Origin of the sequence: Streptomyces sp. NPDC001339, assembly GCF_042895955.1 — a bacterium.
In the GTDB taxonomy this organism is placed as follows: domain Bacteria; phylum Actinomycetota; class Actinomycetes; order Streptomycetales; family Streptomycetaceae; genus Streptomyces.
This window is the reverse complement of the sequence record NZ_JBIAWT010000004.1, coordinates 41,353-68,090: the sequence shown is the minus strand read 5'-3', so window position 1 is coordinate 68,090 and position 26,738 is coordinate 41,353. Positions and strand designations below refer to the sequence as shown.

The window sequence follows — 26,738 nt, the reverse complement described above, 5'->3', positions numbered from 1 at the left end:
CCACACCACCGGGAGTGCCAGTGGCACGCGTCGTAGTCGACGTCATGCTCAAGCCGGAGATCCTCGACCCCCAGGGCCAGGCGGTGCAGCGTGCACTGCCACGCCTGGGCTTCGAAGGAATCACCGACGTCCGTCAGGGCAAGCGTTTCGAACTCGAGGTGGAGGGCCCGGTCGACGAGGCCGCCCTCGCTCGCATCCACGAGATGGCCGAGACCTTCCTCGCCAATACCGTCATCGAAGACTTCACGGTCCGCGTCGATGAGCCGGCCGGAGCCGGATCATGACCTCGCGCATCGGAGTCATCACCTTCCCCGGCACGCTCGACGACCGCGACACCCAGCGCGTGGTCCGGCTGGCCGGCGCCGAAGCGGTGCCGCTGTGGCACCGGGACAAGGACCTCAAGCAGGTCGACGCCGTCGTGCTGCCCGGCGGTTTCTCCTACGGCGACTACCTGCGGGCCGGGGCCATCTCCCGGTTCTCGCCGGTGATGGAGACCGTGATCGAGCAGGCCAGGGCCGGTATGCCGGTCCTCGGCATCTGCAACGGCTTCCAGGTGCTCACCGAGACCCACCTGCTGCCCGGCGCCATGCTGCGCAACGACGGTCTGCACTTCATCTGCCGCGACCAGAAGCTGCGGGTGGAGAACGCGGACACCGCCTGGACCACCGACTACACGGCCGGCCAGGAGATCTCCGTACCGCTGAAGAACATCGACGGCCGGTACGTCGCCGACGAGCGCACCCTCGACATGCTGGAGGCCGAGGGCCGGGTCGCGTTCCGCTACCTGGACGGCAACCCCAACGGCTCGCTCCGCGACATCGCCGGCATCACCAACGAGGCGGGCAACATCGTCGGCCTCATGCCGCACCCCGAGCACGCCGCCGAGCCGCTGATCGGTACGGGCCGGACCGACGGCCTCGGATTCTTCACCTCGATCCTGAAGAAGTTGGTCAACGCATGACGCTCGACACGGTCAAGCACGCTGAGCAGACGCCCGAGACCGAGCAGCCGTGGGCCGAACTCGGCCTCAAGCAGGACGAGTACGCGCGCATCCGGGAGATCCTCGGCCGCCGTCCTACGGGTGCCGAGCTCGCCATGTACTCGGTCATGTGGTCCGAGCACTGCTCGTACAAGTCGAGCAAGGTGCACCTGAAGCAGTTCGGCGAGAAGGCCCCCAAGAACGACGCCCTGCTCGTCGGCATCGGCGAGAACGCCGGTGTGGTCGACGTCGGTCAGGGCTACGCGGTCACCTTCAAGGTCGAATCGCACAACCACCCCTCGTACATCGAGCCTTACCAGGGCGCGGCCACCGGCGTCGGCGGCATCGTGCGCGACATCCTCGCGATGGGCGCCCGCCCGGTCGCCGTGATGGACCCGCTGCGCTTCGGCGCCGCCGACCACCCCGACACCAAGCGCGTCCTGCCGGGCGTGGTCGCGGGCATCGGCGGCTACGGCAACTGCCTGGGCCTGCCCAACATCGGCGGCGAAGCTGTCTTCGACCCCTGCTACCAGGGAAACCCGCTGGTCAACGCCCTGTGTGTCGGCGTGATGAAGCATGAGGACATCCATCTCGCCAAGGCGTCCGGCGCCGGCAACAAGGTGATCCTCTACGGCGCCCGCACCGGCGGCGACGGCATCGGCGGCGTGTCCGTCCTCGCCTCCGAGACCTTTACGGACCAGGGCCCGACCAAGCGGCCCGCCGTCCAGGTCGGCGACCCCTTCCAGGAGAAGCTGCTCATCGAGTGCACTCTGGAGATCTTCAAGGAGAAGCTGGTCACCGGCATTCAAGACCTCGGCGGCGCCGGCCTGTCCTGCGCCACCAGCGAGCTGGCGAGCGCCGGCTCCGGCGGTATGCGCGTCGAGCTCGACACCGTGCCGCTGCGCGATGCGACCCTCTCGCCCGAGGAGATCCTCATGAGCGAGTCGCAGGAACGCATGTGCGCGATCGTCGAGCCGCGGCACGTCGACCGCTTCATGGAGATCTGCGAGAAGTGGGACGTCATCGCCACCGTCATCGGTGAGGTGACCGACGGCGAACGCCTGGAGATCTTCTGGCACGGCGAGCAGATCGTGGACGTGCCCCCGGGCACCGTCGCCCACGAGGGCCCGACGTACCACCGCCCGTACGCCCGTCCGGACTGGCAGGACGCCCTGCAGGCCGACGACGCGGGCCGGCTGGCTCGCCCCCGGACGGCCGAGGAGCTGCGTGAGCAGGTCCTCACCCTGGTCGCCCACCCGAACCAGGCCGCCAAGTCCTGGATCACCGACCAGTACGACCGCTTCGTGCAGGGCAACACGGTCCTGGCCCAGCCGGAGGACTCCGGGATGGTCCGGATCGACGAGGAGACCAACCTCGGCGTCGCCGTGGCCACCGACGGCAACGGCCGATACGCCAAGCTCGACCCGTACGCGGGTGCGCAGCTGGCGCTGGCCGAGGCGTACCGCAATGTCGCCGCCTCCGGCGCCAAGCCGCTGGCCGTGTCCGACTGCCTGAACTTCGGTTCGCCCGAGGACCCGGCCGTGATGTGGCAGTTCGCCGAGGCCACCCGAGGGCTGGCGGACGCCTGCCAGACCCTCGGCACGCCGGTCACCGGCGGCAATGTCTCCCTCTACAACCAGACGGGAGACACCGCGATCCACCCGACGCCGGTCGTCGCGGTGCTCGGCGTGATCGACGACATCAGCCGCCGCACCCCGATCGCGTTCGCGGACGAGGGCCACCTCCTCTACCTCCTGGGTGACACCCGCGAGGAGCTGGGCGGTTCGGCCTGGTCGCAGGCGGTCCACGACCACCTCGGCGGTCTGCCGCCGAAGGTCGACCTGGAGCGGGAGCGGCTGCTCGCGGAGATCCTCATCTCGGCCTCCCGAGACGGCATGATCGACGCGGCGCACGACCTCTCCGACGGTGGCCTGATCCAGGCCGTGGTCGAATCGTGCCTGCGGGGCGGCAAGGGCGCCCGTCTGGTGGTCCCCGACGGCCTCGACCCGTTCGTGTTCCTCTTCTCCGAGTCGGCGGGCCGCGCCGTCGTCGCCGTCCCGCGCAGCGAGGAGCTCCGCTTCACCGACATGTGCGGTGCGCGGGGGCTGCCGGCCACGCGGATCGGTGTGGTGGACGGTGCTGCGCCCGATTCAGATGCAGTGGTCGAGGTGCAGGGCCAGTTCGCGCTCCCCCTGGCCGAGCTGCGGGAGGCCCACGAGGGCACGATCCCCGCGCTGCTCGCGTAAGTAAGTACGAGGGCACGATCCTTGCGCTGCTCGCGTAAGTAAGTACGGGTACGGCGTACACGCGTAAGGCGTACCTGCTCGCGTAACGACGTGTGTGGCGTACGCGCGTGAAGGCCCTGTACGGCCCCCTCCTCGGGGGCACGTACGGGGCCTGGCCGCGTTCACCTCCGCGTTCGCCTCCGCCACGGTGGAGCGGTCGGCCCCTCACGACTCCCGCCCACGGAGGACGAGTTCGGCCCCGGGGAGGAGCGATTACGCTCGCTGCCATGTCCCCGGCGAAGAAGCGTGCGCGCACCTACGACCCCGACAAGACCCGGGCCGCCGTGCTCGCACAGCTCGGAAACGTACGGGAGGCCGTCCATGGCCTCACTCCCGAGCAGCTCGCCCTGCCCACCCGCGTCGGCGGCCGGACCGTGCGGGAGCTGGCCGGGCAGATCGAGGCCCTCCCGGCCGTCTCCGGCGACCAGCTGGTCGCCCGGTGCGTCGAGCTCGTCGGGTACACCGATGACCTGGCGGCGGCGACCGGTGTGGAGATCCCCTACGACCGCCAGGCGCTGGCCACCGCCACCCGGCTGCTGGCCGATGCGCTGGCGGCCGCGGCGCCCGGCGGATCGGTCGAGGTCCGGGTGCCGCCGTTCGCCGTGGTGCAGTGCGTGGAGGGGCCCCGGCACACCCGCGGCACGCCGCCGAACATCGTCGAGACCGACCCGCTGACCTGGATGCGGCTCGCCACGGGGCGGACGACCTGGGACGAGGCGCTGGACGCGGCGAGCCTCAGCGCCAGCGGGGAACGGGCCGACCTCGGCCCGTACCTCCCGGTGCGGGCCTTCCGGCACAGGCCCTGAAGTACGGGCCCTGAAGCACGGGCCCTGAGGCACAGGCCCTGAAGCACGAGCCCTGAGTCACAAGCCCTGAAGCGCCGGCCCTGAGGCGCAGGCTCTGGAGCACCGGCCCCAAGCCGCCCGGTGTCATGCAAAGGCGCAGCTCAGAGTGCATATGGCTGCCGCGCGGGATGGGCCGTTCATAGGCTCGTCCATATCGCGGGGCATCCCCGGTTCGGATGAATCCTCGACCTGCCCTAGACTCGGGGGCGTGCCACGTGGTGACGGACGACTCAGCCACGACCTGCTCCCCGGCGAGAAGGGCCCCCAGGACGCATGCGGCGTCTTCGGTGTCTGGGCTCCGGGTGAAGAGGTCTCCAAACTCACCTATTTCGGGCTGTACGCGCTGCAGCACCGTGGACAGGAGTCCGCGGGCATCGCAGTGAGCAACGGCTCCCAGATCCTCGTTTTCAAGGACATGGGCCTGGTTTCCCAGGTCTTCGACGAGACTTCCCTCGGCTCCCTCCAGGGCCATATCGCCGTGGGCCATGCCCGCTACTCCACCACCGGTGCCTCGGTGTGGGAGAACGCCCAGCCGACGTTCCGCGCCACCGCGCACGGTTCGATCGCGCTCGGCCACAACGGCAACCTGGTCAACACCGCGGAGCTGGCCGACATGGTCGCCGCGCTGCCCCGTGAGGGCGGCCGGGCCACCCAGGTCGCGGCCACCAACGACACCGACCTGGTGACCGCGCTGCTGGCCGGCCAGGTCGACGAGGACGGCAAGCCGCTGACCGTCGAGGAGGCCGCGCCCCGCGTGCTCCCCAAGGTCAAGGGCGCCTTCTCGCTCTGCTTCATGGACGAGCACACGCTCTACGCCGCCCGCGACCCGCAGGGCATCCGCCCGCTGGTCCTCGGCCGCCTGGAGCGCGGCTGGGTGGTGGCCTCCGAGAGCGCCGCCCTGGACATCGTCGGCGCCAGCTTCATCCGGGAGATCGAGCCCGGCGAACTGGTCGCCATCGACGAGGACGGCCTGCGCAGCAGCCGCTTCGCCGAGGCCCGCCCCAAGGGCTGCGTCTTCGAGTACGTCTACCTCGCCCGTCCGGACACCGACATCGCCGGCCGCAACGTGTACCTCTCCCGTGTGGAGATGGGCCGCAGGCTGGCCGCCGAGGCGCCCGCCGACGCGGACCTGGTGATAGCGACGCCGGAGTCCGGCACCCCGGCCGCCGTCGGATACGCCGAGGCCAGCGGCATCCCGTACGGTTCCGGCCTGGTCAAGAACTCCTACGTCGGTCGGACCTTCATCCAGCCCTCGCAGACCATCCGCCAGCTGGGCATCCGGCTGAAGCTGAACCCGCTGAAGGAAGTCATCCGCGGCAAGCGGCTGGTGGTCGTCGACGACTCGATCGTCCGCGGCAACACCCAGCGCGCCCTGGTGCGGATGCTGCGCGAGGCCGGCGCCGCCGAGGTGCACATCCGGATCTCGTCCCCGCCGATCAAGTGGCCGTGCTTCTTCGGCATCGACTTCGCCACCCGCGCGGAACTGATCGCCAACGGGCTGAGCGTCGAGGAGATCGGCAAGTCGCTGGGCGCCGATTCGCTCGCGTACATCTCCATCGACGGCATGATCGAGGCGACCGCGATCGCCAAGCCGAACCTCTGCCGCGCGTGCTTCGACGGGGAGTACCCGATGGAGCTGCCCGACCCTGAGCTGCTCGGCAAGCACCTCCTGGAGTCGGAGACCACGGCCCGGGCCAAGCCGGACCTGGACGGCGTCCAGACGCTCACGGCCGGGGTCGGCGGCGCCGACGCGCTGCGTCGCCCGTAGAGCTCGTCCACACACGACACGAAAGTTCTCAGCCATGTCCGCTGCAGAGTCAACCGGTGCCAGCTACGCGAGCGCGGGCGTCGACATCGAGGCCGGCGACCGCGCCGTGGACCTGATGAAGGAGTGGGTGAAGAAGGCCACCCGCCCCGAGGTCGTCGGCGGGCTCGGCGGCTTCGCCGGCCTCTTCGACGCCTCCGCCCTCAAGCGCTACGAGCGTCCGCTGCTGGCCTCCGCCACCGACGGCGTCGGCACGAAGGTCGACATCGCCCGGAAGATGGGCGTCTACGACACCATCGGCCACGACCTCGTCGGCATGGTCGTCGACGACCTGGTCGTCTGCGGCGCGGAGCCGCTGTTCATGACCGACTACATCTGTGTCGGCAAGGTCTACCCCGAGCGGGTCGCGGCCATCGTCAAGGGCATCGCCGAGGGCTGTGTGCTGGCCGGCTGCGCGCTGGTCGGCGGGGAGACCGCGGAGCACCCCGGGCTGCTGGGCGCGGACGAGTTCGACGTCGCCGGCGCCGGTACGGGCGTCGTCGAGGCGGACCGGGTGCTGGGCGCGGATCGTATCCGAACGGGCGACGCGGTCATCGCGATGGCGTCCTCCGGACTTCACTCGAACGGGTACTCCCTGGTCCGGCACGTGCTCTTCGACCGGGCGGGGATGGCCCTGGACCAGGAGGTTCCGGAGTTCGGCCGCACCCTCGGCGAGGAGCTGCTGGAGCCCACCAAGATCTACTCGCTGGACTGCCTGGCGCTGACCCGTACGACCGAGGTGCACGCCTTCTCGCACATCACCGGCGGCGGACTGGCGAACAACCTGGCCCGGGTGATCCCGGACGGCCTGCACGCCACCGTCGACCGCTCGACCTGGACGCCGGGGCCGGTGTTCGGCCTGGTCGGCGAGGCCGGCGCGGTCGAGCGCCTGGAGCTGGAGAAGACCCTGAACATGGGCGTCGGCATGGTCGCCGTCGTCCCGCGGGAGTCGGTGGACGTCGCGCTGACCACGCTGGCGGACCGCGGGGTGGACGCCTGGGTCAGCGGTGAGATCGTCGAGCGCGGCGAGCACGCCGAGGCAGTGACCCTGACCGGTGACTACGCGAGCTGAGGTCCCGGTCGTCAGCCGCACCGGCCCGGGCCGGTGCGGCCGCCACACGTGGAGCAGTCACCTCGACAGCGCACGCGGTCACCTGGGCAGCACAGAACCCGGTCCGGGCGATGCCCAGGACCGGGTCCGTGATGCTGTTATGGGTGCCGTGGACGCACAGAACGTCGGGCGCCTAGGGCGCTGCCGGGACGGAGCGTCCGCAGCGCATCAGGCGCGACGTCGCTGCTGGGACGAGTTGCCCTCGTCGTCTTCGTCGTCGTCCTTGTTGTACAGCTCCGCGTACCGTGCGTACGGGTCGTCCTCGTCATCCTCGAACGGCTCTCCGTTCGGCGGCTGCTGGCCCGACGGCGGTTGCGATGCACCCAGCTCGTCAGCCAGTCGTGAGAGATCCGTCCCACCGCTGCTGTACTTCAGCTGGCGGGCGACCTTTGTCTGCTTGGCCTTGGCCCGGCCGCGCCCCATGGGTCGACCCCCTCAATGACGGGGCTCGATGGCCCCAGAGTCTTGACACGCGTTCATGGTTCGGAGCGGTCTCTCCAAACAGAGACCGGCCCGTAGGGCTTTAACGGTACCTGCTTCCGCGGCCATACGGTACGTCGTCCGCATCACCCGCCGCTCGGCACGGCCGGCGAGGTGCCCCGTCCCCGCTGGCCAACTGCGATTTTAACCTGTCCTGTACGCCGACCCGCCGACGGGTGGTGAGGGATGTCTCCCCGACCGCCCGTGGCGGGCCGCGCAAGACCGTGTTTCCGGCCGACCCGGCCGGATCTCCGTAAGCACCGGCGTCTCCCTAAGGGTCGGCCGGATCTCCGCACGGAATCAGGGGCGCCGGGTCAGGAACGGTTCCGACGCGGGAGGGGCTCAGGTCCGACGTGGGAGGGGCTCAGGCGTGCCGCGCCTCCGTCATCCGGTGCTCGGCCAGCCGGTCGGCGGCCGCGGCGGGCGGAATTCCGTCGGCCTTCGCACGAGCGAATATCGCCAGTGTGGTGTCGAAGATCTTCGCCGCCTTGGCCTTGCAGCGGTCGAAGTCGAAGCCGTGGAGCTCGTCGGCCACCTGGATGACACCGCCCGCGTTCACCACGTAATCGGGCGCGTACAGAATGCCGCGGTCGGAGAGATCCTTCTCGACGCCGGGGTGCGCGAGCTGGTTGTTGGCCGCGCCGCAGACCACCTTCGCGGTGAGCACCGGCACCGAGTCGTCGTCGAGCGCGCCGCCCAGCGCGCACGGTGCGTACACGTCCAGTCCCTCGGTGCGGATCAGCGCCTCGGTGTCCGGGACCACGGTGACCTGCGGATGGCCGGCGACGACCCGGGCCACCGACTCGGCGCGGACGTCCGTGATCAGGACCTCGGCGCCGTCCTTCAGAAGGTGCTCGACGAGGAGGTGCCCCACCTTGCCGACGCCCGCGATGCCGACCTTCCGCCCGCGCAGTGTGGGGTCGCCCCAGGCGTGCTGGGCCGAGGCGCGCATGCCCTGGAAGACGCCGTAGGCGGTCAGGATGGAGGAGTCCCCGGCGCCCCCGTTCTCCGGGGAGCGGCCGGTGGTCCACTTGTTCGTCCGGGCGACGACGTCCATGTCCTCGACGTATGTGCCGACGTCGCACGCGGTGACGTAGCGGCCCCCCAGGGAGGCCACGAACCGGCCGTAGGCGAGCAGGAGTTCCTCGGTCTTGAGCAGTGCGGGGTCGCCGATGATCACGCCCTTCCCGCCACCATGGTCAAGCCCCGCGAGCGCGTTCTTGTAGGACATGCCGCGCGACAGGTTCAGGGCGTCCAGCACGGCCTCCTCCTCGGAGGCGTACGCGTGGAAGCGGGTGCCGCCGAGGGCAGGGCCCAGGGCGGTGCTGTGGATCGCGATCACTGCCTTCAGGCCGCTGGCCCGGTCCTGGCAGAGCACCACCTGCTCATGGCCCCCCTGCTCGGACCGGAAGAGGGTGTGCAGCACGCCGCCGTCGGCGCGGTTGGTTCCCCCGTGCTCGAAATGCGCCGGGAAATCGGGGGAGGAGGGTGGACGTACGTCGGTCACGGTGGTGACTCCCATAAGTCGCGAAGGGCGCCCTCCTGCGGGTGGGGGAGGGCCGGTTGACACGAGCGTAAGACCTGTGGGGCCGGTTGATCAGCCAGGTGCGGAGGATCACCCTCTCCCGGGGGAACGGCCGTGGGACGATCTGGTCGTATCGCAGGCCGGCCGGTCCTCGGGCGGGCCTCCACGGAGGCCGGGGAGGCGTATCCGAGGGCGGGATCTCCCGGCGGTGGACTTCCCCGGAAGGAGCGGGCGTGGCGTTGGCGTCGTCGGTGAAAGTCCCGTACATGGCGTACCTACGGGTCTACGAACCGCTGGCAGCGTTCCCCGAGCCGGAGCGCTCCCACTGGGCGCGCTATGCCAAACGGGACGACACCCCCACCGCCCAGGACGAGCAGCGCCGGGCGCTGGCCGATCTGCTGCCCATGCCTCCCGTACCGGTGCCGGTCCATGAGAGCGCGGACGCCTTCATCGCCGTCGTGGACGAGGTGATCTGCGTCTGCCCCTGGCGCACCCGGCTGCGCGGCTGGCAGGCCCTGGACGCACTGGAGGAGCTGCTGCCGCCGCCGGTGCTGGACGCGGCGCTGCCCCCGGTGGTGCGCCGGCAGGCGGCCACCGACTACGAGCGGTGGCGGGAGCGCCATCCGGACGCCCGGCCGTGGATCCGCGGGACGGCCTGGCACATCCCGGTCCGCTGGTTCGTCCTGTTCGACGACGCCGAGCGGGAGTACGTGCCCGGTGACCGGTCGCCCGTGCTGCGTTACCGGACGCCGATGGTCCAGGCCCGGCGCCGGGTCGCGCGGGGGCTGCGTACGCTGCGGAGTTCCCTGGAAGAGGGGCCGCTGATCGACGGCCTGGTAGAGGTGGGGCGCTGGCTCGAGGAATTCCATCCGCGGTCGCTCGTGGAGCTGGACTACGGAGGGCTGGTGCACGCGGTGCCCGGGGAGCAGCTCGCCGAGGACCGTTCCGCCGCCGAGGTGGCGGACGGGCTGGCGGCGCTGCGGGAGGGCGACGGCGAGCGGGCCGGTGCCGCGTACGAGAAGCTTTCCCGGCGGTGGCGCGCGGTGCGGGAACGCCAGTTCGCGAGCTGAGGGCCGCGGATGCCGAAGGTTTCTGGCACGGTGGTCCGGCGTTCGCTTTTCGGTGGTCGGGAGGTAAAGGACGTTGGTCCTTAACCGGGCGATTGCCTCAAGCGTGACCTAAAGCACTGACTTCGGGTCTTGCTAGCAAGGTGCACCCTCGTGCCAAAATAGGACAAGGAGCCCGACATGGGCTCCTTCCGTCCAACTAAGGGCGGATAGATCGGTATTGCGCTCCTTGAGGGGTCTCGTGGGGGCTGGTCACGTTGTGACTGATCGTCACGACGAAGTGACTGTCCGCTATGGCATGGTCCATCGGCATCCGCCGAGGTTGAACACCTGAGAGGGCAATTCCATCGGTTTGGCCGACGTGGCTGGACAGATGGTGTAGTTGTAGTGCCGAGGACAAGCCGTTCGTCCTATAACCGACTCGGCCCGCGTCCGCCATTTCGGGCAACGCGGGCCAAGGTGCAGAATTTAGAGGAAAGAACCGTGATGGTTCGGTTCTCCCGAGGAGGCCGCTCATGACCGCTCGCACCCCTGACGCCGAGCCGCTGCTGACCCCTGCCGAGGTAGCCACGATGTTCCGCGTGGACCCCAAGACGGTCACCCGCTGGGCCAAGGCAGGCAAGCTCACGTCCATCCGAACGCTCGGAGGGCATCGGCGTTACCGCGAGGCTGAGGTCCGCGCACTGCTCGCGGGTATCCCGCAGCAGCGCAGCGAGGCCTGAACAACCGCATAGCCGGGCTGTTTTCGGGTCCCCCAACCCGAAAAGGCCCACTTCGCACCACCTAGCTCCACCTGCTCTACAGAGCTTCCCGTGACGCGGCGCCTGCCCCAACAGGCCCCACGCCCGCTCCATCTGGGTACGTCACCGATCGCGCTGGACTCCGCCGGGTCCAGCGCGATCTTTTTGTATACGGCCGCTCCAGGGCCCCGCGGGGCGCTCGGGCCGACCTGCCGCCGCCACCGCCTCCGGCGGCGCTCAGCGCCCCTTCAGGCGCCCTGAGGGGGCCTCCGCGAACAGACTCCGTGGTCTCCTTCCGGGTCCGCCTCGAGGGTGGTGCAATTGCACATATTAAATTGACAGGTTGTAGGGAGGCGGTAAGTTCCCCTTCCCGCCCAACTTGTTCAGTGACACCCGTCACATCGTGTGCCGCTTGTGGCCCAACGCCCCCTGGGGTAAAGGACACTCCCTGTCAGCAGCCCGGGCCGTAACTCACACCCTGTCACCGCACAGCGGGCGGCACAGGCGTCATTGGTCACCGACTCGCGGGACTTTTGTCCTCGCCGGCGGACGACGGCACGGGCGCGGGCACCGGCGGTCCGGCGGGCCCCGTACGCGGCTCCATGGCGAGCCTCAGCAGCTGATGGCAGATGGGACAGTGCCGCGTCAGATGGCGGTACCCCGTGGCGGCCGACAGATGCGCCCGCAACAGCGCCTTGATCTCATGCCGTACCGCAGTTGTCATCGCACAGTCCTCCCCGTTCGGGCTGGCGCCTTTCCATGTGCTTACCGGTGGCGCTACGTGCCGTCAATCCCCACGTTCCGCTGCGCTTGGCCGGCTTCCCACGTTGTCGGCCGTCCCGCCGCGGGTGTTTCTCGCCGTTGCGCCTGCGGCGGGCGTGGGTGTGCCGGCCACGGGTCCACTCCTCCGGACTTCGTCCTGCGGCGCGGCCCCTCCCGTAGGTGGGAGGAAAGACGGTTGGTGGGGGCGGACGCGAGCGGTCCCCCACCGCTCGTGGACGAGGGACACCCAGCCACCCACCACAGTCCCAGTCCTGCCGCAACGGCGATCAGCCACAACGACGAGGGTCCGGCAGCATCGACGACGGCAGAAGCGACGACATCACCCACCACCCACGGGAGGGGGCGCACCGCAGGACGCCAGTCCGGAGGGGCGCACCCGCGACGTACAGCCCCGCGCAGCGGCAACGGCCCGCCGCAGGCGAAACGGCGAGGAACGCCAAGAACAAACGGGGCGCCGCGACGGGCGCAACGGCGAGAAACCCCCACGGCGGGAGAGCCGAAACCAAACAGAGGGAAAACAAAAAACTGGCCCGCATCCGTGATGGATGCGGGCCGTTGCGGTCCTGACGGGATTTGAACCCGCGGCCTCCACCTTGACAGGGTGGCGAGCACTCCAAACTGCTCCACAGGACCTCGTGTGTGCTTCCCGCTTGCGGCGGGCTGCGAAGCAAGACTGTACAGCAGGTCAGGGGGTGCGGTCGAACTCGATCCCGGAGACCGGCCCCCGGGCGGCAGCGGGGGCCTGTGGCCCGGGAGCCGCACCCGGCCCCCGGGTCAGGGCGCGGCCGCGTCCACGGCCTTGACGATCCGCTTGTCGGAGACGGGATACGCCGTCCCCAGGGCGTGCGCGAAGTAGCTCACCCGGAGTTCCTCGATCATCCAGCGGATCTCCAGGGCCGCCGCCGGTACCGGGCGGCCGGGCGGGAACTGCTCCAGCAGCCAGGCGTATTCGTCCTGCATCTCCTTCACCTTCGCCATACGGGTGCGGTCCCGTTCGGCGTGGGTGGGCAGCTGCTGGAGCCGGCGGTCGGCGGCGACCAGGTAGCGCATCAGGTCCGGCAGCCGCTTGGCGCCGTGTGCCGTGACGAAGCCCGGCTTGATCAGCGCCGCCAGTTGCTCCTTGACGTCGGCGAGCGACGGCAGCAGCGAGGGGAACGTGGTCGCCTTGAGCCGGCGCTCGCACGCCTGCCAGGCGGCCAGCACCTCCTGGACCTGCTGGATGGTCCGCAGCGTGACGTCCACGAGGTCGGTCCGGACCGCGTCGAACAGCTTCCGGAAGGACTCCTCGTCCCACGCCGGGCCGCCCCGCGCCGCGATCAGCCGGTCGGCCGCGGCGGTCACGCAGTCCTCGAAGAGCGCCGCGATCGAGCCGTGCGGATTACGGGACAGTGCGAGCTTCTGCTGGTTGCTGAGCTTGTCCTGGGCGAACTTGGCGGGGTTGGTGGGGATGTTGAGCAGGATGAGGCGGCGGGTGCCCGCCCACATCGCCGTCAGCTGCTCGGCCTCGGTGTCGAAGAGCCGTACCGCGACGCTGTCGCCCTCGTCGACCAGCGCCGGATACGCCTTGAGGGGCTGGCCCGCCCGCCGGGTCTCGAACGTGCGCGGCAGGCTGCCGATCGTCCACGACGTCAGCCCGGTCCGCTGCTCCAGGCCGGCCAGCGCCGGTCCGCCGCCCGCGGCCCCCTGGCCGCCGCCCCTGCGGTCCTTGGCGGGCCGCTCGGCGGCCTGCTCGAAGGCCTTGGAGATGGCGGCCCGGGTCTTCGGCCTGAGCTTCAGCCGGAGCGCCTCCAGGTCCTTGGCCTCGGCGAGCTTGCGGCGCCGCTCGTCGACCACGCGGAAGGTGATCTTGAGGTGGTCGGGGATCCGGCCGGTGTCGAAGTCGGCGGCCTCGACGGGGACGCCCACCATCCGCTGCAGCCCCGCGGCCAGGGACGCCGTCAGGGCGCCCTGGAGCGGAACGGTGGAGTCCAGGAAGCGGGCGGCGAAGTTGGGCGCCGGGACGTAATTGCGCCGGATCGGCTTGGGCAGCGACCGGATCAGCTCCGTCACCAGTTGCTCCCGCAGACCCGGGATCTGCCAGTCGAAGCCCTCCGAGGAGACCTGGTTGAGCACCTGGAGCGGGATGTGGACGGTCACGCCGTCCGCGTCCGCGCCCGGCTCGAACTGGTAGGTGACCTTGAACTTCAGCTTTCCCTGGCGCCAGGAATCCGGGTAGTCGTCCTTGGTGACGGCCTCCGCGGATTCGTTGATGAGCATGGAGTGCTCGAAATTCAGCAGCTCCGGCTCGTCCCGGTGTTTCTGCTTCCACCAGGAATCGAAGTGCGCCCCGGAGACCACCTCCGCCGGGATGCGCTGGTCGTAGAAGTCGAAGAGCGTCTCGTCGTCGACGAGAATGTCGCGGCGCCGGGCGCGGTGCTCCAACTCCTCGACCTCGCCGAGCAGTTTGCGGTTGTCATGGAAGAACTGGTGGTGGGTGCGCCAGTCGCCCTCGACCAGGGCGTTGCGGATGAACAGATCGCGCGAGGTCTCCGGATCGATCCGGCCGTAGTTCACCTTGCGCTGGGCGACGACCGGGACGCCGTAGAGCGTCACCCGCTCGTACGCCATCACCGCGGCCATCTTCTGTTCCCAGTGCGGCTCGCTGTACGTGCGCTTGACCAGGTGGCCGGCGAGCGGCTCGATCCACTCGGGCTCGATCTTCGCGTTCACCCGCGCCCACAGGCGGGACGTCTCGACCAGCTCCGCCGACATCACCCAGCGCGGCGGCTTCTTGAAGAGCGCCGAGCCGGGGAAGACCGCGAATTTGGCGCTGCGCGCGCCCACGTATTCGTTCTTGGCCTCGGTGTCCTTCAGTCCGATGTGCGAAAGCAAACCCGAGAGCAGGGCGGTGTGGATAGGGTCCGGCGCCGCGTCCTGCTCCGACAGGTGAATCCCCATGGACTTGGCGACCGTACGCAGCTGGGAGTAGATGTCCTGCCACTCACGTATCCGGAGGTAGTTGAGGAACTCGCTCCGGCACATCCGGCGGAACGCGGAGGAGGACAGCTCCTTCTGCCGTTCGCGGATATAGCGCCACAGATTCAGGAACGCGAGGAAGTCGGAGGTCTCGTCCTTGAAACGGGCGTGCTGCTGATCGGCCTGCGCCTGTTTGTCGGCCGGGCGCTCCCGCGGGTCCTGGATGGACAGCGCCGCCGCGATGACCATGACCTCGCGGACACAGCCGTTGCGGTCCGCCTCGAGCACCATCCGCGCCAGCCGCGGGTCCACCGGCAGCTGCGACAGCTGCCGGCCGGTCTGGGTGAGCCGCTTCTTCGGATCCTTCTGCTGCGGATCGAGCGCCCCCAGCTCCTCCAGGAGCTGGACGCCGTCCTTGATGTTGCGCCGGTCCGGCGGATCGATGAAGGGGAACTTCTCGATGTCGCCGAGCCCGGCCGCGGTCATCTGGAGGATGACGGAGGCGAGGTTCGTACGGAGGATCTCCGCGTCCGTGAACTCCGGACGGCTGAGGAAGTCGTCCTCCGAATACAGCCGGACGCAGATGCCGTCGCTGAGGCGACCGCAGCGGCCCTTGCGCTGATTGGCGCTGGCCTGGCTGATCGGCTCGATCGGCAGCCGCTGCACCTTGGTGCGGTAGCTGTAGCGCGAGATACGCGCCATACCGGTGTCGATCACGTACCGGATGCCGGGGACGGTCAGCGACGTCTCGGCGACGTTGGTGGCCAGCACGATGCGCCGGCCGGTGTGCCGCTGGAAGACTCGGTGCTGCTCGGCGTGCGACAGCCGGGCGTACAGCGGCAGCACCTCGGTGTCCCTGAGCCGCTGCTTGTTGAGGGCGTCGGCGGTGTCCCGGATCTCGCGCTCACCGGAGAGGAACACCAGGATGTCGCCCGGCCCCTCGGCCTGCAGTTCACCGACCGCGTCGCAGATGGCGGTGATCTGGTCCCGGTCGGCGTCTTCGCCGCCCTCCTCCAGGAGGGGCCGGTAGCGCACCTCGACGGGGTACGTCCGTCCGCTGACCTCGACGATCGGCGCGCTCGGCGCCCCCTCGCCGTCGCCCTCACTGGTGCCGGTGCCGCTCTGCCCACCGTCCACGGAGGCGAAGCTCCCGAAGTGCCGGGCGAAGCGCTCCGGGTCGATCGTCGCCGAGGTGATGACGACCTTGAGATCGGGGCGGCGCGGCAGCAGCTGCGCCAGATAGCCGAGGATGAAGTCGATGTTGAGGCTGCGCTCGTGCGCCTCGTCGATGATGATCGTGTCGTACTGGCGCAGCTCGCGGTCCGTCTGGATCTCGGCGAGCAGGATGCCGTCCGTCATCAGCTTGATGTGGGTGTCCGGGCTCACCTGGTCGGTGAAGCGGACCTTCCAGCCGACGGACTCGCCGAGCGGGGTGCGCAGCTCCTCGGCGACCCGCTCCGCGACCGTACGGGCGGCGATCCGGCGCGGCTGGGTGTGCCCGATCAGGCCCCGGATGCCCCGCCCCAGCTCCAGACAGATCTTCGGGATCTGTGTGGTCTTACCGGAACCCGTCTCACCGGCGACGATCACGACCTGGTGGTCGCGGATCGCCTCGAGGATCTCGTCCTTCTTCTGGCTTACCGGCAGCGCCTCGGGGTAGCGGATCTCGGGCACGGCGGCGCGGCGGCCTGCCACGCGCAGCTCCGCCTGCTCGACCTCCGCGGCGATCTCGGCGAGCACGGCGGACCGGGCCTCGGGCTTCCGGATCCGGCGTACGCCGTCGAGCCGGCGCCCCAGCCGCTGCTGGTCGCGCAGCATCAGCTCGGGCAGGCGCGTGAGCAGGCCGGGCAGGGTGAGGGCGGCGCCGTCGGGCAGGGCGGGAGCAGGCTGACTGGACATACGTCCCCCAGGATCGCACCTCGGGTGAATGACTGGCGAACCATTTGCGCGGGCGACCGATCGCCGGTGCCGGCCGCGGGGAGCGAACGGGGAGCGGATACGGCGGGGGAGCGGATACGCAGAAGGCGGTAGCGGATACGCAAAAGGCCCCGGTTCCAGGAACCGGGACCGTGCGGCAAGAGGTGTGGCTGGGGCCGGGGTCGAACCGGCGACCTTCCGCTTTTCAGGCGGACGCTCGTACCAACTGAGCTACCCAGCCGCAGCGGTCCTGACGGGATTTGAACCCGCGGCCTCCACCTTGACAGGGTGGCGAGCACTCCAAACTGCTCCACAGGACCTTGCTTTGTGCGAGAGCGGCGTGCACCAGTCTCGCACAGGGTGTTGCGTGCCCCCAACGGGATTCGAACCCGTGCTACCGCCTTGAAAGGGCGGCGTCCTGGGCCACTAGACGATGAGGGCTGGTGGCCACCTTGGCGTCGTTGCCGGCGCCGTCGGGGACGAGAAGAAGCATATGGGATGGGAGGTCCGTTCGCCAAAACGGTTTACCCGGGGCCCGTGGGAAGCGCTTTGGGAAGCGTTTCTGGAGGGGCAGGAAGAGGTGGGGGAGGCGCCGGTGGCGGCTGGGTTCAGTGGCGGGGCTGGTGATCGGACGGGGGCCGGGTTGCTGGGCCGGACGAGTGAGGCGAACCGGACGGTGCCGGTGTTGGTGTGGGTGTCGGTGCCGGGGTGGGCGTCGGTGTGGCGGCGGGCTGGTTCTCGTGGGGAAGGTGGCGGCTGACCTCCGCGCGGGCCAGGCCCAGCCCGCCGAGGGTGATCTCGTCCCACGCCTGCAGCCGTTTGGTGCGCCGGTCCAGGTAGAGCACCGACGCCTGGACCGGCTCCGGCTTCTTGTTCTGCACCGCGCGCAGCCCGCCGCCGCCCGTGGAGCCCTCGACCATCAGCCGGGTGCCCCGGGGGAGTGTGCTGTGCGCGCGGTGGTGGAGATGGCCCGCCAGCGCCAGCGGGACCAGGCCGTCCGCCTCGGTCACGGCGGCGGGGTTGTGGGACAGCGCGAGGTCGGCGGGCCGGCCGGCGAGCCGCTCGGTGCGGAGCGCGTCGGCGAGCCGGCCGCCGGCGGTGCGCTCCGCGGGGTCGCCGGCCGGTACGACCGAGCGGTCCGGGGTGAACTGCGGGTCGCCGACACCGGCGATGCGCAGGCCGGCGATCGCGGTGGCCTCACCGTTGTCGAGGACGGTGATGTTGCGGCGGCCGGCCAGGTACTTCTGGGTGGTGCGCGAGTCGTGGTTGCCGCGTACCCACACGTACGGCGCGCCGAGGGTGGACGCCGGGTCCAGGAAGTGGTTCTCGGCGGCCGAGCCGTGGTCCATGGTGTCGCCGGTGTCGACGATCACGTTGATCCGGTACTGGTTCACCAGAGAGGCGATGATCCTCCAGGCGGCCGGGTTGAGGTGGATGTCGGAGACGTGCAGGACGCGGATGGTGGTGGGGTCGGGCCGGTACGCGGGCAGCGTCGAGGTGGCGTCGTAGAGCTTGGTGACGTTGGTGACCAGGCGCGCCAACTCCTTTTGGTAGACGTCGAATTCGCTGACGATGTGGCGGGCGTTGCCGACCACGGACGGGGCCGAGGAGAGCAGCCCGGAGAACTTCGGCTCCAGGACCGACTGCGGGTTCCAGGTGGCGTACGCGGCGCCCGCGGAGGCGGCGAGCAAAGCGAGCGCCAGCCCGCCGGCGGCCAGCGCGCGGCGCGGGCGGCGGTGGACGACCAGGCCCAGCGCGAGGGCGCCGGACACCACGGCGACGCAGGAGTGCAGCGCCAGTCCCAGGGCGCCGCGGGTGAGGTCACGGGTGACCTCGGCCTGGAGGCCGGCGAACCGTTCGGGGTGGTCGACCAGCGCCTGGGAGCGGGCCGGGTCCAGCCGGTCGACGTCCACCCGGAGCCGTACGGGCGCGTAGTGGCTGCTCAGCTCCAGGTCGCCGAGCGGCGGGACGGTGATGCGGGTGCCGCCGGTCAGCGAGGGCCGGAGCGCCATGCTGGTGTCCATCGGGCCGACCGGTGCGTGGACGGTGCCGATGAGGAGCAGCCCCAGCCAGGCGCCGAGGACGGCGACGGCCGCCAGCCCGAGGGCGGAGCGCAGGGGGTGGTGCGGAATGTCGCTGTCGAGGTGTGGGAGGTCTCCGGGGCGTGGGAGGCCACTGGGGTGTGGGAGGTCTCCGGGGAGGCCTCGGAGGTAGGGGAGGCCTCGGAAGTCGGGGAGGCCTCGGAAGTCGGGGAGGCTCTTTCGTCGTCTCCGGGAGCGCGCGCCGCGGGCCATTGGTCCCGTATGCCCCGCCTGATGGTCGTTACGCCGGGGCCGGCGGCGCTGTTGGCGGATACCCGGCGGCGTTGTCGGCGGATGCCCGGCGGCTCCGTTGACGGAGAATGGTGTTGTGCTGGAAATGACGCGCGAGGAGTTCGAGGAACTGGTCGCCGAGGCGCTGGACCGGATCCCGCCGGAGCTGACCCGGCTGATGGACAACGTGGCGGTGTTCGTGGAGGACGAGCCCCCGGCCGCCGACCCCGAGCTGCTCGGCTTGTACGAGGGGACGCCGCTGACCGACCGGGGGGAGTGGTACGCCGGCGTGCTGCCGGACCGGATCACCATCTACCGAGGGCCGACGCTCCGGATGTGCGAGTCTCGCGAAGACGTGGTCGCGGAGACGGAAGTGACAGTCGTTCATGAAGTGGCGCATCACTTCGGGATCGACGACGAGCGGCTGCACGCGTTGGGTTATGGCTGACGAGCGGCTGCACGCGTTGGGTTACGGCTGAGGAGCGCTGCTCGGGGCGGGTACCGGTCCGTTCGCGGGGCGACCGGTACCCGTCACGGCCGCCGGTTCGCGGGGCGATCGGTACCTGTCACGGCCGCCGGTTCGCGGGCGGGTGCCGGTGACCGTGGGGCCGGCGGTGCGGGATCGGCCCGGCGGTGCGCGTGTCCTCGGGCGGGGAGCGGGAGTTGGGCAGGGCGTCCGTGCCGCCGTCCCTGCGCTCCGGATCCGGAGGTCCCGCCGTGCGCCCGAGCCCCTGCCGTCACACATCCCCGAAACCACCCGGTGCCCCCGCACCCGCGCCCGCCCGGGGCCGCGCCGCCTCGTCGCCGTCACCGCCGGCAAGGGGCGCGCTACCGCCGGCAAGGGGTGCGCTCTCCCGCGTCGCCGTCGCCGCCCTGACCGTCTCCGCGCTGGCCGCGTCCCTGGCCGGTTGCCTGAGCGTCAGCGAAGCGGCCCGGCCGAAGCCGTCCGGCAGCGCCGCGCAGCAGGACGGCAAGGAGGCCCGGCCCGCCCCCGGTGTGACCGCGGACGGCCGTGGCGACGGTCGGCGGCGGGCGGTGCGCGATGGTGAGGCGCGGCCGGCCGGCGGCGAGAAGGGGGGCGAGCCGTCCGCGGCGGCGACGCGCACCCCGTCCGCGTCGCCCGGTACGCCGTCCCGGACGGTGAAGCCGTCGGGCCCGGAGCCCGGCGCGAGCGGCGGACACGACGGCTCGGACGGCCAGGGCGACCCGGACGGCCAGAGCGGCTCCGGGACGCCGGAACCCTCGCCGTCCCGCACGCACCGGCCGTCCACCCCGCCCGCCTCGCCCACTCCCGGTACGCCCAGCGCGGAGCCGACCTCGCCGTCGGCCAGCCCCGAACCGCCCCCGCCGAGCGCCCATGCCTCCGGTCCGTCCCCCGTCTCGCCGATGTTTTCCTACGGCGATCAAGGCGATCAAGGCGATCGCGATCACGGCGATCCGAGCGGCGAATTCGGGGCGTGAGGGCTCGCAGGGCCGGTAGCAGAGTCGGTATGGGAGTCTGTACGGGGACTTGTACAGGGGTTGCACGGGGAAACCGTGCGGGGTTGTACGGGCCCGTACGGACCTCGTAGCGGCTCTGTGAGGGCGCTGCCGGAAGGGGAGCGGCAAGGGGCGGCAAGGGCCGCGACAGCGGGGGCGGCGGGCGAGGGCCGGGAGGCCATTTGCCAGCCGGGGGGCTGAGTGCGTATGGTGGTAGATCGTTTGATCCCATTTGCCCGGCGCCATGAAGAAGCGCGCCGCGTGGCGCGTACTCTCCCTTGCCGTGGCCGGACCGCATTGAGGCGGTCGTTGTGAAACACACGGAGTTTGGGCGCGTGCCGAGACTCCGGAAGGTTTCGCATTTCGCATGTCCATTTCCACTGAGCAGTCCGTCGTGCCCGCACTCGACCCGCAGGTCGAGCAGCCGGCCGTCGAGGTGACCGAGGCCGACGACAACACCAGCGTCGAGGCCGAGGCCGAGGCCGCTGCCGACGCCAACGTCGCCGACACCGACACCGACACCGACACCGACGCTGACGCCGAGGCCGAGGCCCCCACCATCACCTTCGCCGACCTGGGACTGCCCGAGGGCGTCGTCCGCAAGCTGGCGCAGAACGGCGTCACCACCCCCTTCCCGATCCAGGCCGCGACCATCCCGGACGCGCTGGCCGGCAAGGACATCCTCGGCCGCGGCCGCACCGGCTCCGGCAAGACCCTCTCCTTCGGTCTGCCGACCCTGGCCCGGCTGGCCGGTGGCCACACCGAGAAGAAGAAGCCGCGCGCCGTCCTGCTCACCCCGACCCGTGAGCTGGCGATGCAGGTCGCGGACTCCCTCCAGCCCTACGGCGACGTCCTCGGCCTGAAGATGAAGGTCGTCTGCGGCGGTACGTCCATGGGCAACCAGATCTACGCCCTGGAGCGTGGCGTCGACATCCTGGTCGCCACCCCGGGCCGCCTGCGCGACATCATCAACCGCGGCGCCTGCTCCCTGGAGGCCGTCGAGGTCGCCGTCCTCGACGAGGCCGACCAGATGTCCGACCTGGGCTTCCTGCCCGAGGTCACCGAGCTGCTCGACCAGGTGCCGGCCGGCGGCCAGCGGATGCTCTTCTCCGCCACGATGGAGAACGAGATCGGCACGCTGGTCAAGCGCTACCTGAGCAACCCGGTCAGCCACGAGGTCGACAGCGCCCAGGGCAACGTCACGACCATGACCCACCACGTCCTCGTCGTGAAGCCGAAGGACAAGGCGCCGGTCACCGCCGCCATCGCCGCCCGCAAGGGCCGCACCATCATCTTCGTCCGCACCCAGCTGGGCGCCGACCGGATCGCCGAGCAGCTCGTCGACGCCGGTGTGAAGGCGGACGCGCTGCACGGCGGTATGACCCAGGGCGCGCGCACCCGCGTCCTCGCCGACTTCAAGGACGGTTACGTCAACGCGCTGGTCGCCACCGACGTCGCCGCCCGCGGCATCCACGTCGACGGCATCGACCTGGTCCTGAACGTCGACCCGGCCGGTGACCACAAGGACTACCTGCACCGCAGCGGCCGTACCGCCCGCGCCGGCCGGTCCGGCACCGTCGTCTCCCTCTCCCTGCCGCACCAGCGCCGTCAGATCTTCCGTCTGATGGAGGATGCCGGTGTGGACGCCTCGCGGCACATCGTCAGCGGCTCCGGCGCCTTCGACGAGGAGCTGGCCCGGATCACCGGCGCCCGCTCGCTCACCGAGGTCCAGGCCGAGTCCGTCAACAACTCCGCCAAGCAGGCCGAGCGTGAGGTGAACCAGCTCACCCGTGAGCTGGAGCGCCTCCAGCGCCGCGCCACCGAGCTGCGCGAGGAGGCGGACCGGCTGACCGCCAGGGCCGCCCGTGAGCGCGGTGAGGACCCGGCCGAGGTGCTCGCCGCGGCCGCCGAGCAGGCCGAGGCCGAGGCCGAAGCCGCCACCGAGACCGCTGTCGAGGCCGCGGTGCCGGCCCAGGCCACGTCCACCGACCGTCGCCGCGATGACCGCCGCGATGATCGTCGTAACGACCGTCGTGACGACCGGGGCAACTTCGACCGCCGCGACCGTCGCGATGACCGTGGTGGCTTCCGTCGTGACGAGCGTCGTGACGACCGTGGTGGCTTCGGCCGCGACGACCGTGGTGACCGTGGTGGCTTCGGCCGTGACCGTCGTGACGACCGTGCCGGTGGCCGTTCCTTCGACCGCGACCGTCGCGATGACCGTGGTGGCTTCCGTCGTGACGAGCGTCGTGACGACCGTGGTGGCTTCGGCCGCGACGACCGTGGTGACCGTGGCGGTTTCGGCCGTGACCGTCGTGACGACCGTGCCGGTGGCCGTTCCTTCGACCGTGACCGCCGCGACGAGCGTGGTGACCGGGGCGACCGCGGTGGCTTCAGCCGTGACCGTCGCGATGACCGTGCCGGTGGCCGTTCCTTCGACCGCGACCGTCGTGACGACCGTGGTGGCTTCCGTCGTGACGAGCGTCGTGACGACCGGGGCGACCGTGGTGGCTTCGGCCGCGACCGGGGCGACCGTCCGAGCCGCCCGTTCGGCCGTGACGACCGTTCCGGCGGCCGGCCCTCCGGCGGCTACCGCCCCAGCGGCGGCGACCGCCCCTTCAACCGTGACGACCGTTCCGGCGGCCGCCCGTCCTCCGGCCACCGCCCGTACGGCCGCCGCGACGACCACCGCGGCGCCCCGGCCGGCTCCTACGGCCGCCGTGACGACAAGCCGCGCTGGAAGCGCAACGGCTGACCGTCGGCGCCGCCGGTCCACCGGCCGCAGCCGAAAGGCCAGTACCGCCGGAGCTGACCTCCGACGGTGACCCAGGGCCCGTACGCACTCAAGTGCCGTACGGGCCCTGTGCGTTGGGGCGACGGCCTGTGGGGCGGGCCCGGCATCCGGTGTACGACGTGCACCTGCTCCGGCCGTCCGGCCGCGACGGCCGTCACGGCGGCCACACGCGATCCGTCCGCCCCCCGCCGAAGCTCCCGAAGCGCCCTTCCGGCTGCCCGGTGCACGCCCTTCCGGCCGCCCGGTGCCGTCCTTCCGGCGGGCCCGTGACACCCGTCCGACCGGTCCATGACACCATTCCGACTAGCCCGACCCCCCATGCCTTCGGGCTGCGGCCGGTCCTCGGGCTATGCTGCTCGGTGCGGGCCATTAGCTCAATTGGCAGAGCAGTGGACTTTTAATCCATTGGTTCAGGGTTCGAGCCCCTGATGGCCCACCACCCGCAGTGCCAGCGGTTCCCCCGCTGACCTGCAACTTAGCGTCCCGTCCGGGCTCCACCGGGCGGGGCGCACTGTCGTTCCCACCCTTCTTTCCGCCCTCATGTGAGCCCGAGGTGAGCCCGGCGGTACGGCTGGTGGTGCGGTTGGCCTGCCGCGGGACGAGCCGTGCGGCTGCCTCGGCGACCTCCATGTCGACCTCGGGGAGCAGGCTCGTGTACGTGTCCGAGGTCAGCGTGATCGTGGAGTGCCGCAACGCCTCCTTGATGGTGCGGAGATCGCCGCCGCCGGCGTGCGTGAGAGTCGCGGCGACGTGTCGCAGGTCTCTCAGATTGATCGGGGGAAGCCCGGCCGCCTTGTGGTGCGCCGGAAGGCCGCTGACACGGTCTCAGGGTGCAGCCAAGCGCCGTCCTCCCGCGTGAAGACCTTCCCCGTGTCCGCCGTCCTCCCGCGTGAAGACCTTGCCCGTGTCCGCCGTCCTCCTGCGTGAAGACCTTGCCCGTGTCCGTCCAGGCCTCGCCCCACTTGAGCCGCGCCTTGTGCTGTCGCGCTCGGTGCGCCCGCAGAACGGCCACGGTGCCGCTGTCGAGGCCGATCGTCGCCGCACTGCCGTCCGTCTTCGGTTCGGACTCGTAGGGCGCCCAGCCGTCCTGCACGATCTCTTTGGAGACCGTCAGCAGACCCGCGTCCAGGTTCACATCGACCCAGTCCTGCCCCACCGCTTCACCCCGCCGCAGGCCGCGGAACGCGACCAGGCGGAAGAACGCGTACAGCCGGTCGCCGGTTGCCTGACCCTGTACGAGGACCCCACCGCCCGAACCATCAGCCGGACACGCATGGCTGACGCGCTCGGCCTGGCCCCGTACTTCATCGCTCACGCCAAAGCCGCCTTCGACCTCATGAGCCGCGACAGTGAGGGCACCCTGCGCCCGCTGCGCGACCTGCTCGCGTGGCTGCGCACTCGTTCCGACCCTGCCGCGGTGTTCACTGCCCGGGAGGCGTGGCAGGCGCTCAAGGGCCGTTCCTGGGCACAGGGTATGGACGCCATGGCCGACGCGTTGACCGCCCTCGAAGACCTCAAAGACCTCGAAGACTACGGATGGATAGCCCTCGTGCCACTGGTCGAGGCGCCCGGCAAGCGTGCGCGCAAACCCTCCCCGCGCTACGAACCGCCCCCATGGATCGGCGCCCCGCCGCAACCCTCAACGTCCGCACGCCCACTGTGCGCCGCCTAAAGCCGAACACCCACCGCGCGCCCACCCTCCGGGGTCACTTCGGAAGGTGGGGGCCTTCACTCCACGAAGCACCTACCTCGAAATGTCGTACCGCGACCAGTCGCGTCTTGCGCGCGCGGGTGCGGGTGCGGGTGCGCGAGTACCAAGCAGTACCGACAGCGGTGCATCGGCTGACCGGCTCGACGCATTGACCGGTCGACACCCCTCCCACGCGCGCGAGGCGAACAACCATCCGCACCCATGTGCTTGGCGTCTCGGCGCGACCTGGGCCAGCTCTGCGACCTGGAGACGGCAGGCGCGGTCCGCCGCCGAGTGCGGTCCGGCGCGGAAGTCGACAGGCGACGCGCTGTGCCATGCGGACGGCTGACAGACAGCGCCCTCCGGCCACGGCTGAGGGCTGACGCGGTCCGGTCTTCCTACATTGACGCCCATGACTAGACGCGCGTTTGTCGGGGGGTACAGGTGGGTGTTCGATCTCCTCGACCTCGCCATGCTGGGAGAGTCCGTGTCGTTGGCGCTCCAGGCAGGGAAGACGGTCGCCGACCAGGTCAGCTATTTCACCTTCCTCAGCAATCTGCTCGCCACGGTCGTCCTGCTGGCCGGGGCCTGGCCGTGGACCGGGCGCGACTCCCGCATCTACGACCTGCTGCGCGTCGCCGCCACCACCTACATGGTCATCACCGGCATCGTCTACAACCTGCTGCTGTCGCACACCCTGCTGGGGATGTCGGCCCTGGTCAACACAGTGCACCACCGGATCATGCCGGTCGTCGTCGTGCTGGACCGGCTCATCGCCCCCGTCAGGCAACGGCCCACACGCCGGGCCCGGCTGCTGGTCCCCCTCCTCCCCCTGCTGTACGTCGTCTACACCGAGGTCCGCGGCCTCGCCGTCGACTGGTACCCGTACTACTTCCTCGACCCCAGGCCGCATGGGTACGGGCGCGTGGCCCTGTACGTGGGAGCCATGATCGTGTCGGGCGCGCTCCTCAAGCTCCTCAAGCTTCTCAAGCCGGGAACGACCTTCGTGGGCCGCGCCGTGGCCAGGAGGCGTCGGGGCAGGGCCGGCCGCCCGGGCCAGCCGCCGGGTCATGATGGTGAGCAGTGACCACGTCAGGTGGGCTTCGGCATGCTCGGGCAGGCGTTCGTAGTCCCGGGCATTGCGGCGGGCTTTCATCAGCCGGCCAAGGGCGCGTTCACTCTTTCGGGTTGCCCGCGCGGCGGTAGCGTCGGTGCCATGATCGTATGGCTCAACGGCACCCACGGCGCAGGCAAGACGACGACCAGTGCACTTGTGCAGCAGCTGATCCCGGATTCACGGGTGTTCGACGCCGAGAAGGTCGGCGAGACACTCATGGACATCACGCCGGGGCTGCCCGACACGGACAACTTCCAGCACTGGCCGCCGTGGCGGCCGCTCGTAGTCGAGACCGCCCGCCGCGTACTCGACTACACCGGCGGCACTCTGGTGATGCCCATGACTGTCCTGATCGAGGAGTACTGGCGCGAGATCAGTACGGGCCTCGCCAACCATGCCATTCCGGTACGGCACTTCGTCCTCCACGCCGACCAGGACACCCTCCGTGAGCGCATCGCGGGCGACACTGTTCTTGGCCCCAACTCCCCGTTCCGTCTCAAATATCTTGAGCCCTATGCCGAGGCGGCCCGCACGTGGCTACACGGTGAGGCCGAGGTCATCGACACCACCCACCTCACGCCCGCACAGGCAGCCCTGCAGATCGCAGAGGCCGTCAAGAATTGAGGGCCGCCCGCCACGCGAAACAGGCCCGGCGAGGATTGGACACGGTTCTGCGGAACGCGTTCGGAGGACACGAGCGCGGAATGTCGAAGCCCTGCAGGTCATGGCGATGCTGTTGGACACCGAAAACACGGAACCTGCACGTACGTCACGCACCTCGGGCTGTTGGCAGCGGGCGCGCTCGTAGTCGCCACTGGGGGATCACCCCCAGGCCCCGGGGCGAGGGACCGCCGG

Annotated in this window: 19 protein-coding genes, 5 tRNA genes and 1 pseudogene; 15 read left to right on the top strand and 10 right to left on the bottom strand. The window is 70.5% G+C overall.

The genetic code is table 11. From position 1 onward, the window contains the following. Window positions 1–20 precede the first annotated feature (20 nt). The 6 genes from purS (at window position 21) to purM (ending at window position 6,985) form a co-directional block, all read left to right on the top strand. Window positions 21–284 (top strand): phosphoribosylformylglycinamidine synthase subunit PurS, encoded by a 264-nt coding sequence (gene purS / locus ACFY12_RS12465; RefSeq protein ID WP_390715758.1) that lies wholly within the window; start codon window positions 21–23, stop codon window positions 282–284. After that, window positions 281–961, top strand: coding sequence for a phosphoribosylformylglycinamidine synthase subunit PurQ (purQ, locus tag ACFY12_RS12460; protein ID WP_390715757.1), 681 nt, complete (start codon window positions 281–283; stop codon window positions 959–961). The genes purS and purQ overlap by 4 nt, the downstream gene beginning before the upstream one ends. Next, complete coding sequence (gene purL, locus ACFY12_RS12455) at window positions 958–3,225, top strand: phosphoribosylformylglycinamidine synthase subunit PurL (RefSeq protein ID WP_390715756.1); 2,268 nt, start codon at window positions 958–960, stop codon at window positions 3,223–3,225. The genes purQ and purL overlap by 4 nt, the downstream gene beginning before the upstream one ends. Window positions 3,226–3,491: 266 nt before the next feature. Then, a complete protein-coding gene (locus ACFY12_RS12450; RefSeq protein WP_390715755.1) occupies window positions 3,492–4,070 on the top strand; it encodes a sterol carrier family protein in 579 nt (192 codons plus the stop codon). 247 nt (window positions 4,071–4,317) lie between these two features. After that, the gene (purF, locus tag ACFY12_RS12445) at window positions 4,318–5,877 is read left to right on the top strand and encodes an amidophosphoribosyltransferase (protein WP_390715754.1); all 1,560 of its coding nucleotides are present in this window, start codon (window positions 4,318–4,320) and stop codon (window positions 5,875–5,877) included. Window positions 5,878–5,911: 34 nt separating this feature from the next. Next, window positions 5,912–6,985 carry a phosphoribosylformylglycinamidine cyclo-ligase gene (gene purM, locus ACFY12_RS12440; RefSeq protein WP_390715753.1) on the top strand — a complete coding sequence of 358 codons (1,074 nt, stop codon included), beginning with the start codon at window positions 5,912–5,914 and terminating at the stop codon, window positions 6,983–6,985. Window positions 6,986–7,192: 207 nt separating this feature from the next. Here the strand turns inward: purM and ACFY12_RS12435 are convergent, their stop codons facing one another. Together ACFY12_RS12435 and ACFY12_RS12430 are read right to left on the bottom strand one after the other, a co-directional pair. After that, window positions 7,193–7,447, bottom strand: a complete 255-nt coding sequence (locus ACFY12_RS12435) for a DUF3073 domain-containing protein (RefSeq protein WP_390715752.1) — start codon at window positions 7,445–7,447, stop codon at window positions 7,193–7,195. Window positions 7,448–7,868: 421 nt separating this feature from the next. Beyond that, the gene (locus ACFY12_RS12430; RefSeq protein ID WP_390715751.1) at window positions 7,869–9,026 is read right to left on the bottom strand and encodes a Leu/Phe/Val dehydrogenase; all 1,158 of its coding nucleotides are present in this window, start codon (window positions 9,024–9,026) and stop codon (window positions 7,869–7,871) included. 236 nt (window positions 9,027–9,262) lie between these two features. Between ACFY12_RS12430 and ACFY12_RS12425 the strand changes: the two genes are divergently transcribed. Together ACFY12_RS12425 and bldC are read left to right on the top strand one after the other, a co-directional pair. Next, on the top strand, window positions 9,263–10,099 hold the full coding sequence (locus ACFY12_RS12425; RefSeq protein ID WP_390715750.1) for a hypothetical protein: 837 nt from the start codon (window positions 9,263–9,265) through the stop codon (window positions 10,097–10,099). A 512-nt stretch (window positions 10,100–10,611) separates the two neighbouring features. Continuing rightward, on the top strand, window positions 10,612–10,818 hold the full coding sequence (gene bldC, locus ACFY12_RS12420; protein WP_003949541.1) for a developmental transcriptional regulator BldC: 207 nt from the start codon (window positions 10,612–10,614) through the stop codon (window positions 10,816–10,818). A 532-nt stretch (window positions 10,819–11,350) separates the two neighbouring features. On the opposite strand, the gene ACFY12_RS12415 is transcribed toward bldC, so the two are convergent. The 7 genes from ACFY12_RS12415 to ACFY12_RS12385 all read right to left on the bottom strand — a co-directional run bounded on the left by ACFY12_RS12415 (window position 11,351) and on the right by ACFY12_RS12385 (window position 18,785). Then, window positions 11,351–11,560: a DUF6274 family protein gene (locus tag ACFY12_RS12415; RefSeq protein WP_390715749.1), complete on the bottom strand. Its 210-nt coding sequence runs from the start codon at window positions 11,558–11,560 to the stop codon at window positions 11,351–11,353. A gap of 617 nt (window positions 11,561–12,177) precedes the next feature. After that, window positions 12,178–12,252 (bottom strand) — tRNA-Asp (locus ACFY12_RS12410). A 141-nt stretch (window positions 12,253–12,393) separates the two neighbouring features. After that, window positions 12,394–16,473, bottom strand: coding sequence for an ATP-dependent RNA helicase HrpA (gene hrpA / locus ACFY12_RS12405; RefSeq protein ID WP_390715748.1), 4,080 nt, complete (start codon window positions 16,471–16,473; stop codon window positions 12,394–12,396). Between the two features lie 185 nt (window positions 16,474–16,658). Beyond that, window positions 16,659–16,732, bottom strand: a tRNA-Phe gene (locus ACFY12_RS12400). A 4-nt stretch (window positions 16,733–16,736) separates the two neighbouring features. Beyond that, window positions 16,737–16,811: transfer RNA gene (locus ACFY12_RS12395), tRNA-Asp, on the bottom strand. A gap of 48 nt (window positions 16,812–16,859) precedes the next feature. Next, window positions 16,860–16,932, bottom strand: a tRNA-Glu gene (locus ACFY12_RS12390). A 167-nt stretch (window positions 16,933–17,099) separates the two neighbouring features. Further along, entirely contained in the window at window positions 17,100–18,785 is a 1,686-nt protein-coding gene (locus ACFY12_RS12385; protein WP_390715747.1) for a metallophosphoesterase, read from the bottom strand. A 115-nt stretch (window positions 18,786–18,900) separates the two neighbouring features. On the opposite strand from ACFY12_RS12385, the gene ACFY12_RS12380 reads away from it, so the two are divergent. The 4 genes from ACFY12_RS12380 to ACFY12_RS12365 all read left to right on the top strand — a co-directional run bounded on the left by ACFY12_RS12380 (window position 18,901) and on the right by ACFY12_RS12365 (window position 23,515). Continuing rightward, the gene (locus tag ACFY12_RS12380) at window positions 18,901–19,251 is read left to right on the top strand and encodes a metallopeptidase family protein (protein ID WP_390715746.1); all 351 of its coding nucleotides are present in this window, start codon (window positions 18,901–18,903) and stop codon (window positions 19,249–19,251) included. A 269-nt stretch (window positions 19,252–19,520) separates the two neighbouring features. Beyond that, window positions 19,521–20,264, top strand: a complete 744-nt coding sequence (locus ACFY12_RS12375; RefSeq protein WP_390715745.1) for a hypothetical protein — start codon at window positions 19,521–19,523, stop codon at window positions 20,262–20,264. 385 nt (window positions 20,265–20,649) lie between these two features. Further along, on the top strand, window positions 20,650–23,037 hold the full coding sequence (locus ACFY12_RS12370) for a DEAD/DEAH box helicase (RefSeq protein WP_390715744.1): 2,388 nt from the start codon (window positions 20,650–20,652) through the stop codon (window positions 23,035–23,037). Window positions 23,038–23,439: 402 nt separating this feature from the next. Continuing rightward, window positions 23,440–23,515, top strand: a tRNA-Lys gene (locus tag ACFY12_RS12365). A gap of 151 nt (window positions 23,516–23,666) precedes the next feature. Here ACFY12_RS12365 and xerC read toward each other — a convergent pair. Continuing rightward, window positions 23,667–24,301, bottom strand: a pseudogene (gene xerC / locus ACFY12_RS12360) (tyrosine recombinase XerC); the annotation flags it as partial. A gap of 48 nt (window positions 24,302–24,349) precedes the next feature. On the opposite strand from xerC, the gene ACFY12_RS12355 reads away from it, so the two are divergent. The 3 genes from ACFY12_RS12355 to ACFY12_RS12345 all read left to right on the top strand — a co-directional run bounded on the left by ACFY12_RS12355 (window position 24,350) and on the right by ACFY12_RS12345 (window position 26,507). Then, window positions 24,350–24,748, top strand: coding sequence for a hypothetical protein (locus ACFY12_RS12355; protein ID WP_390715743.1), 399 nt, complete (start codon window positions 24,350–24,352; stop codon window positions 24,746–24,748). A 466-nt stretch (window positions 24,749–25,214) separates the two neighbouring features. Next, window positions 25,215–25,853, top strand: a complete 639-nt coding sequence (locus ACFY12_RS12350) for a Pr6Pr family membrane protein (protein WP_390715742.1) — start codon at window positions 25,215–25,217, stop codon at window positions 25,851–25,853. Window positions 25,854–25,982: 129 nt separating this feature from the next. Next, entirely contained in the window at window positions 25,983–26,507 is a 525-nt protein-coding gene (locus ACFY12_RS12345) for an AAA family ATPase (protein WP_390715741.1), read from the top strand. Window positions 26,508–26,738: the final 231 nt, after the last annotated feature.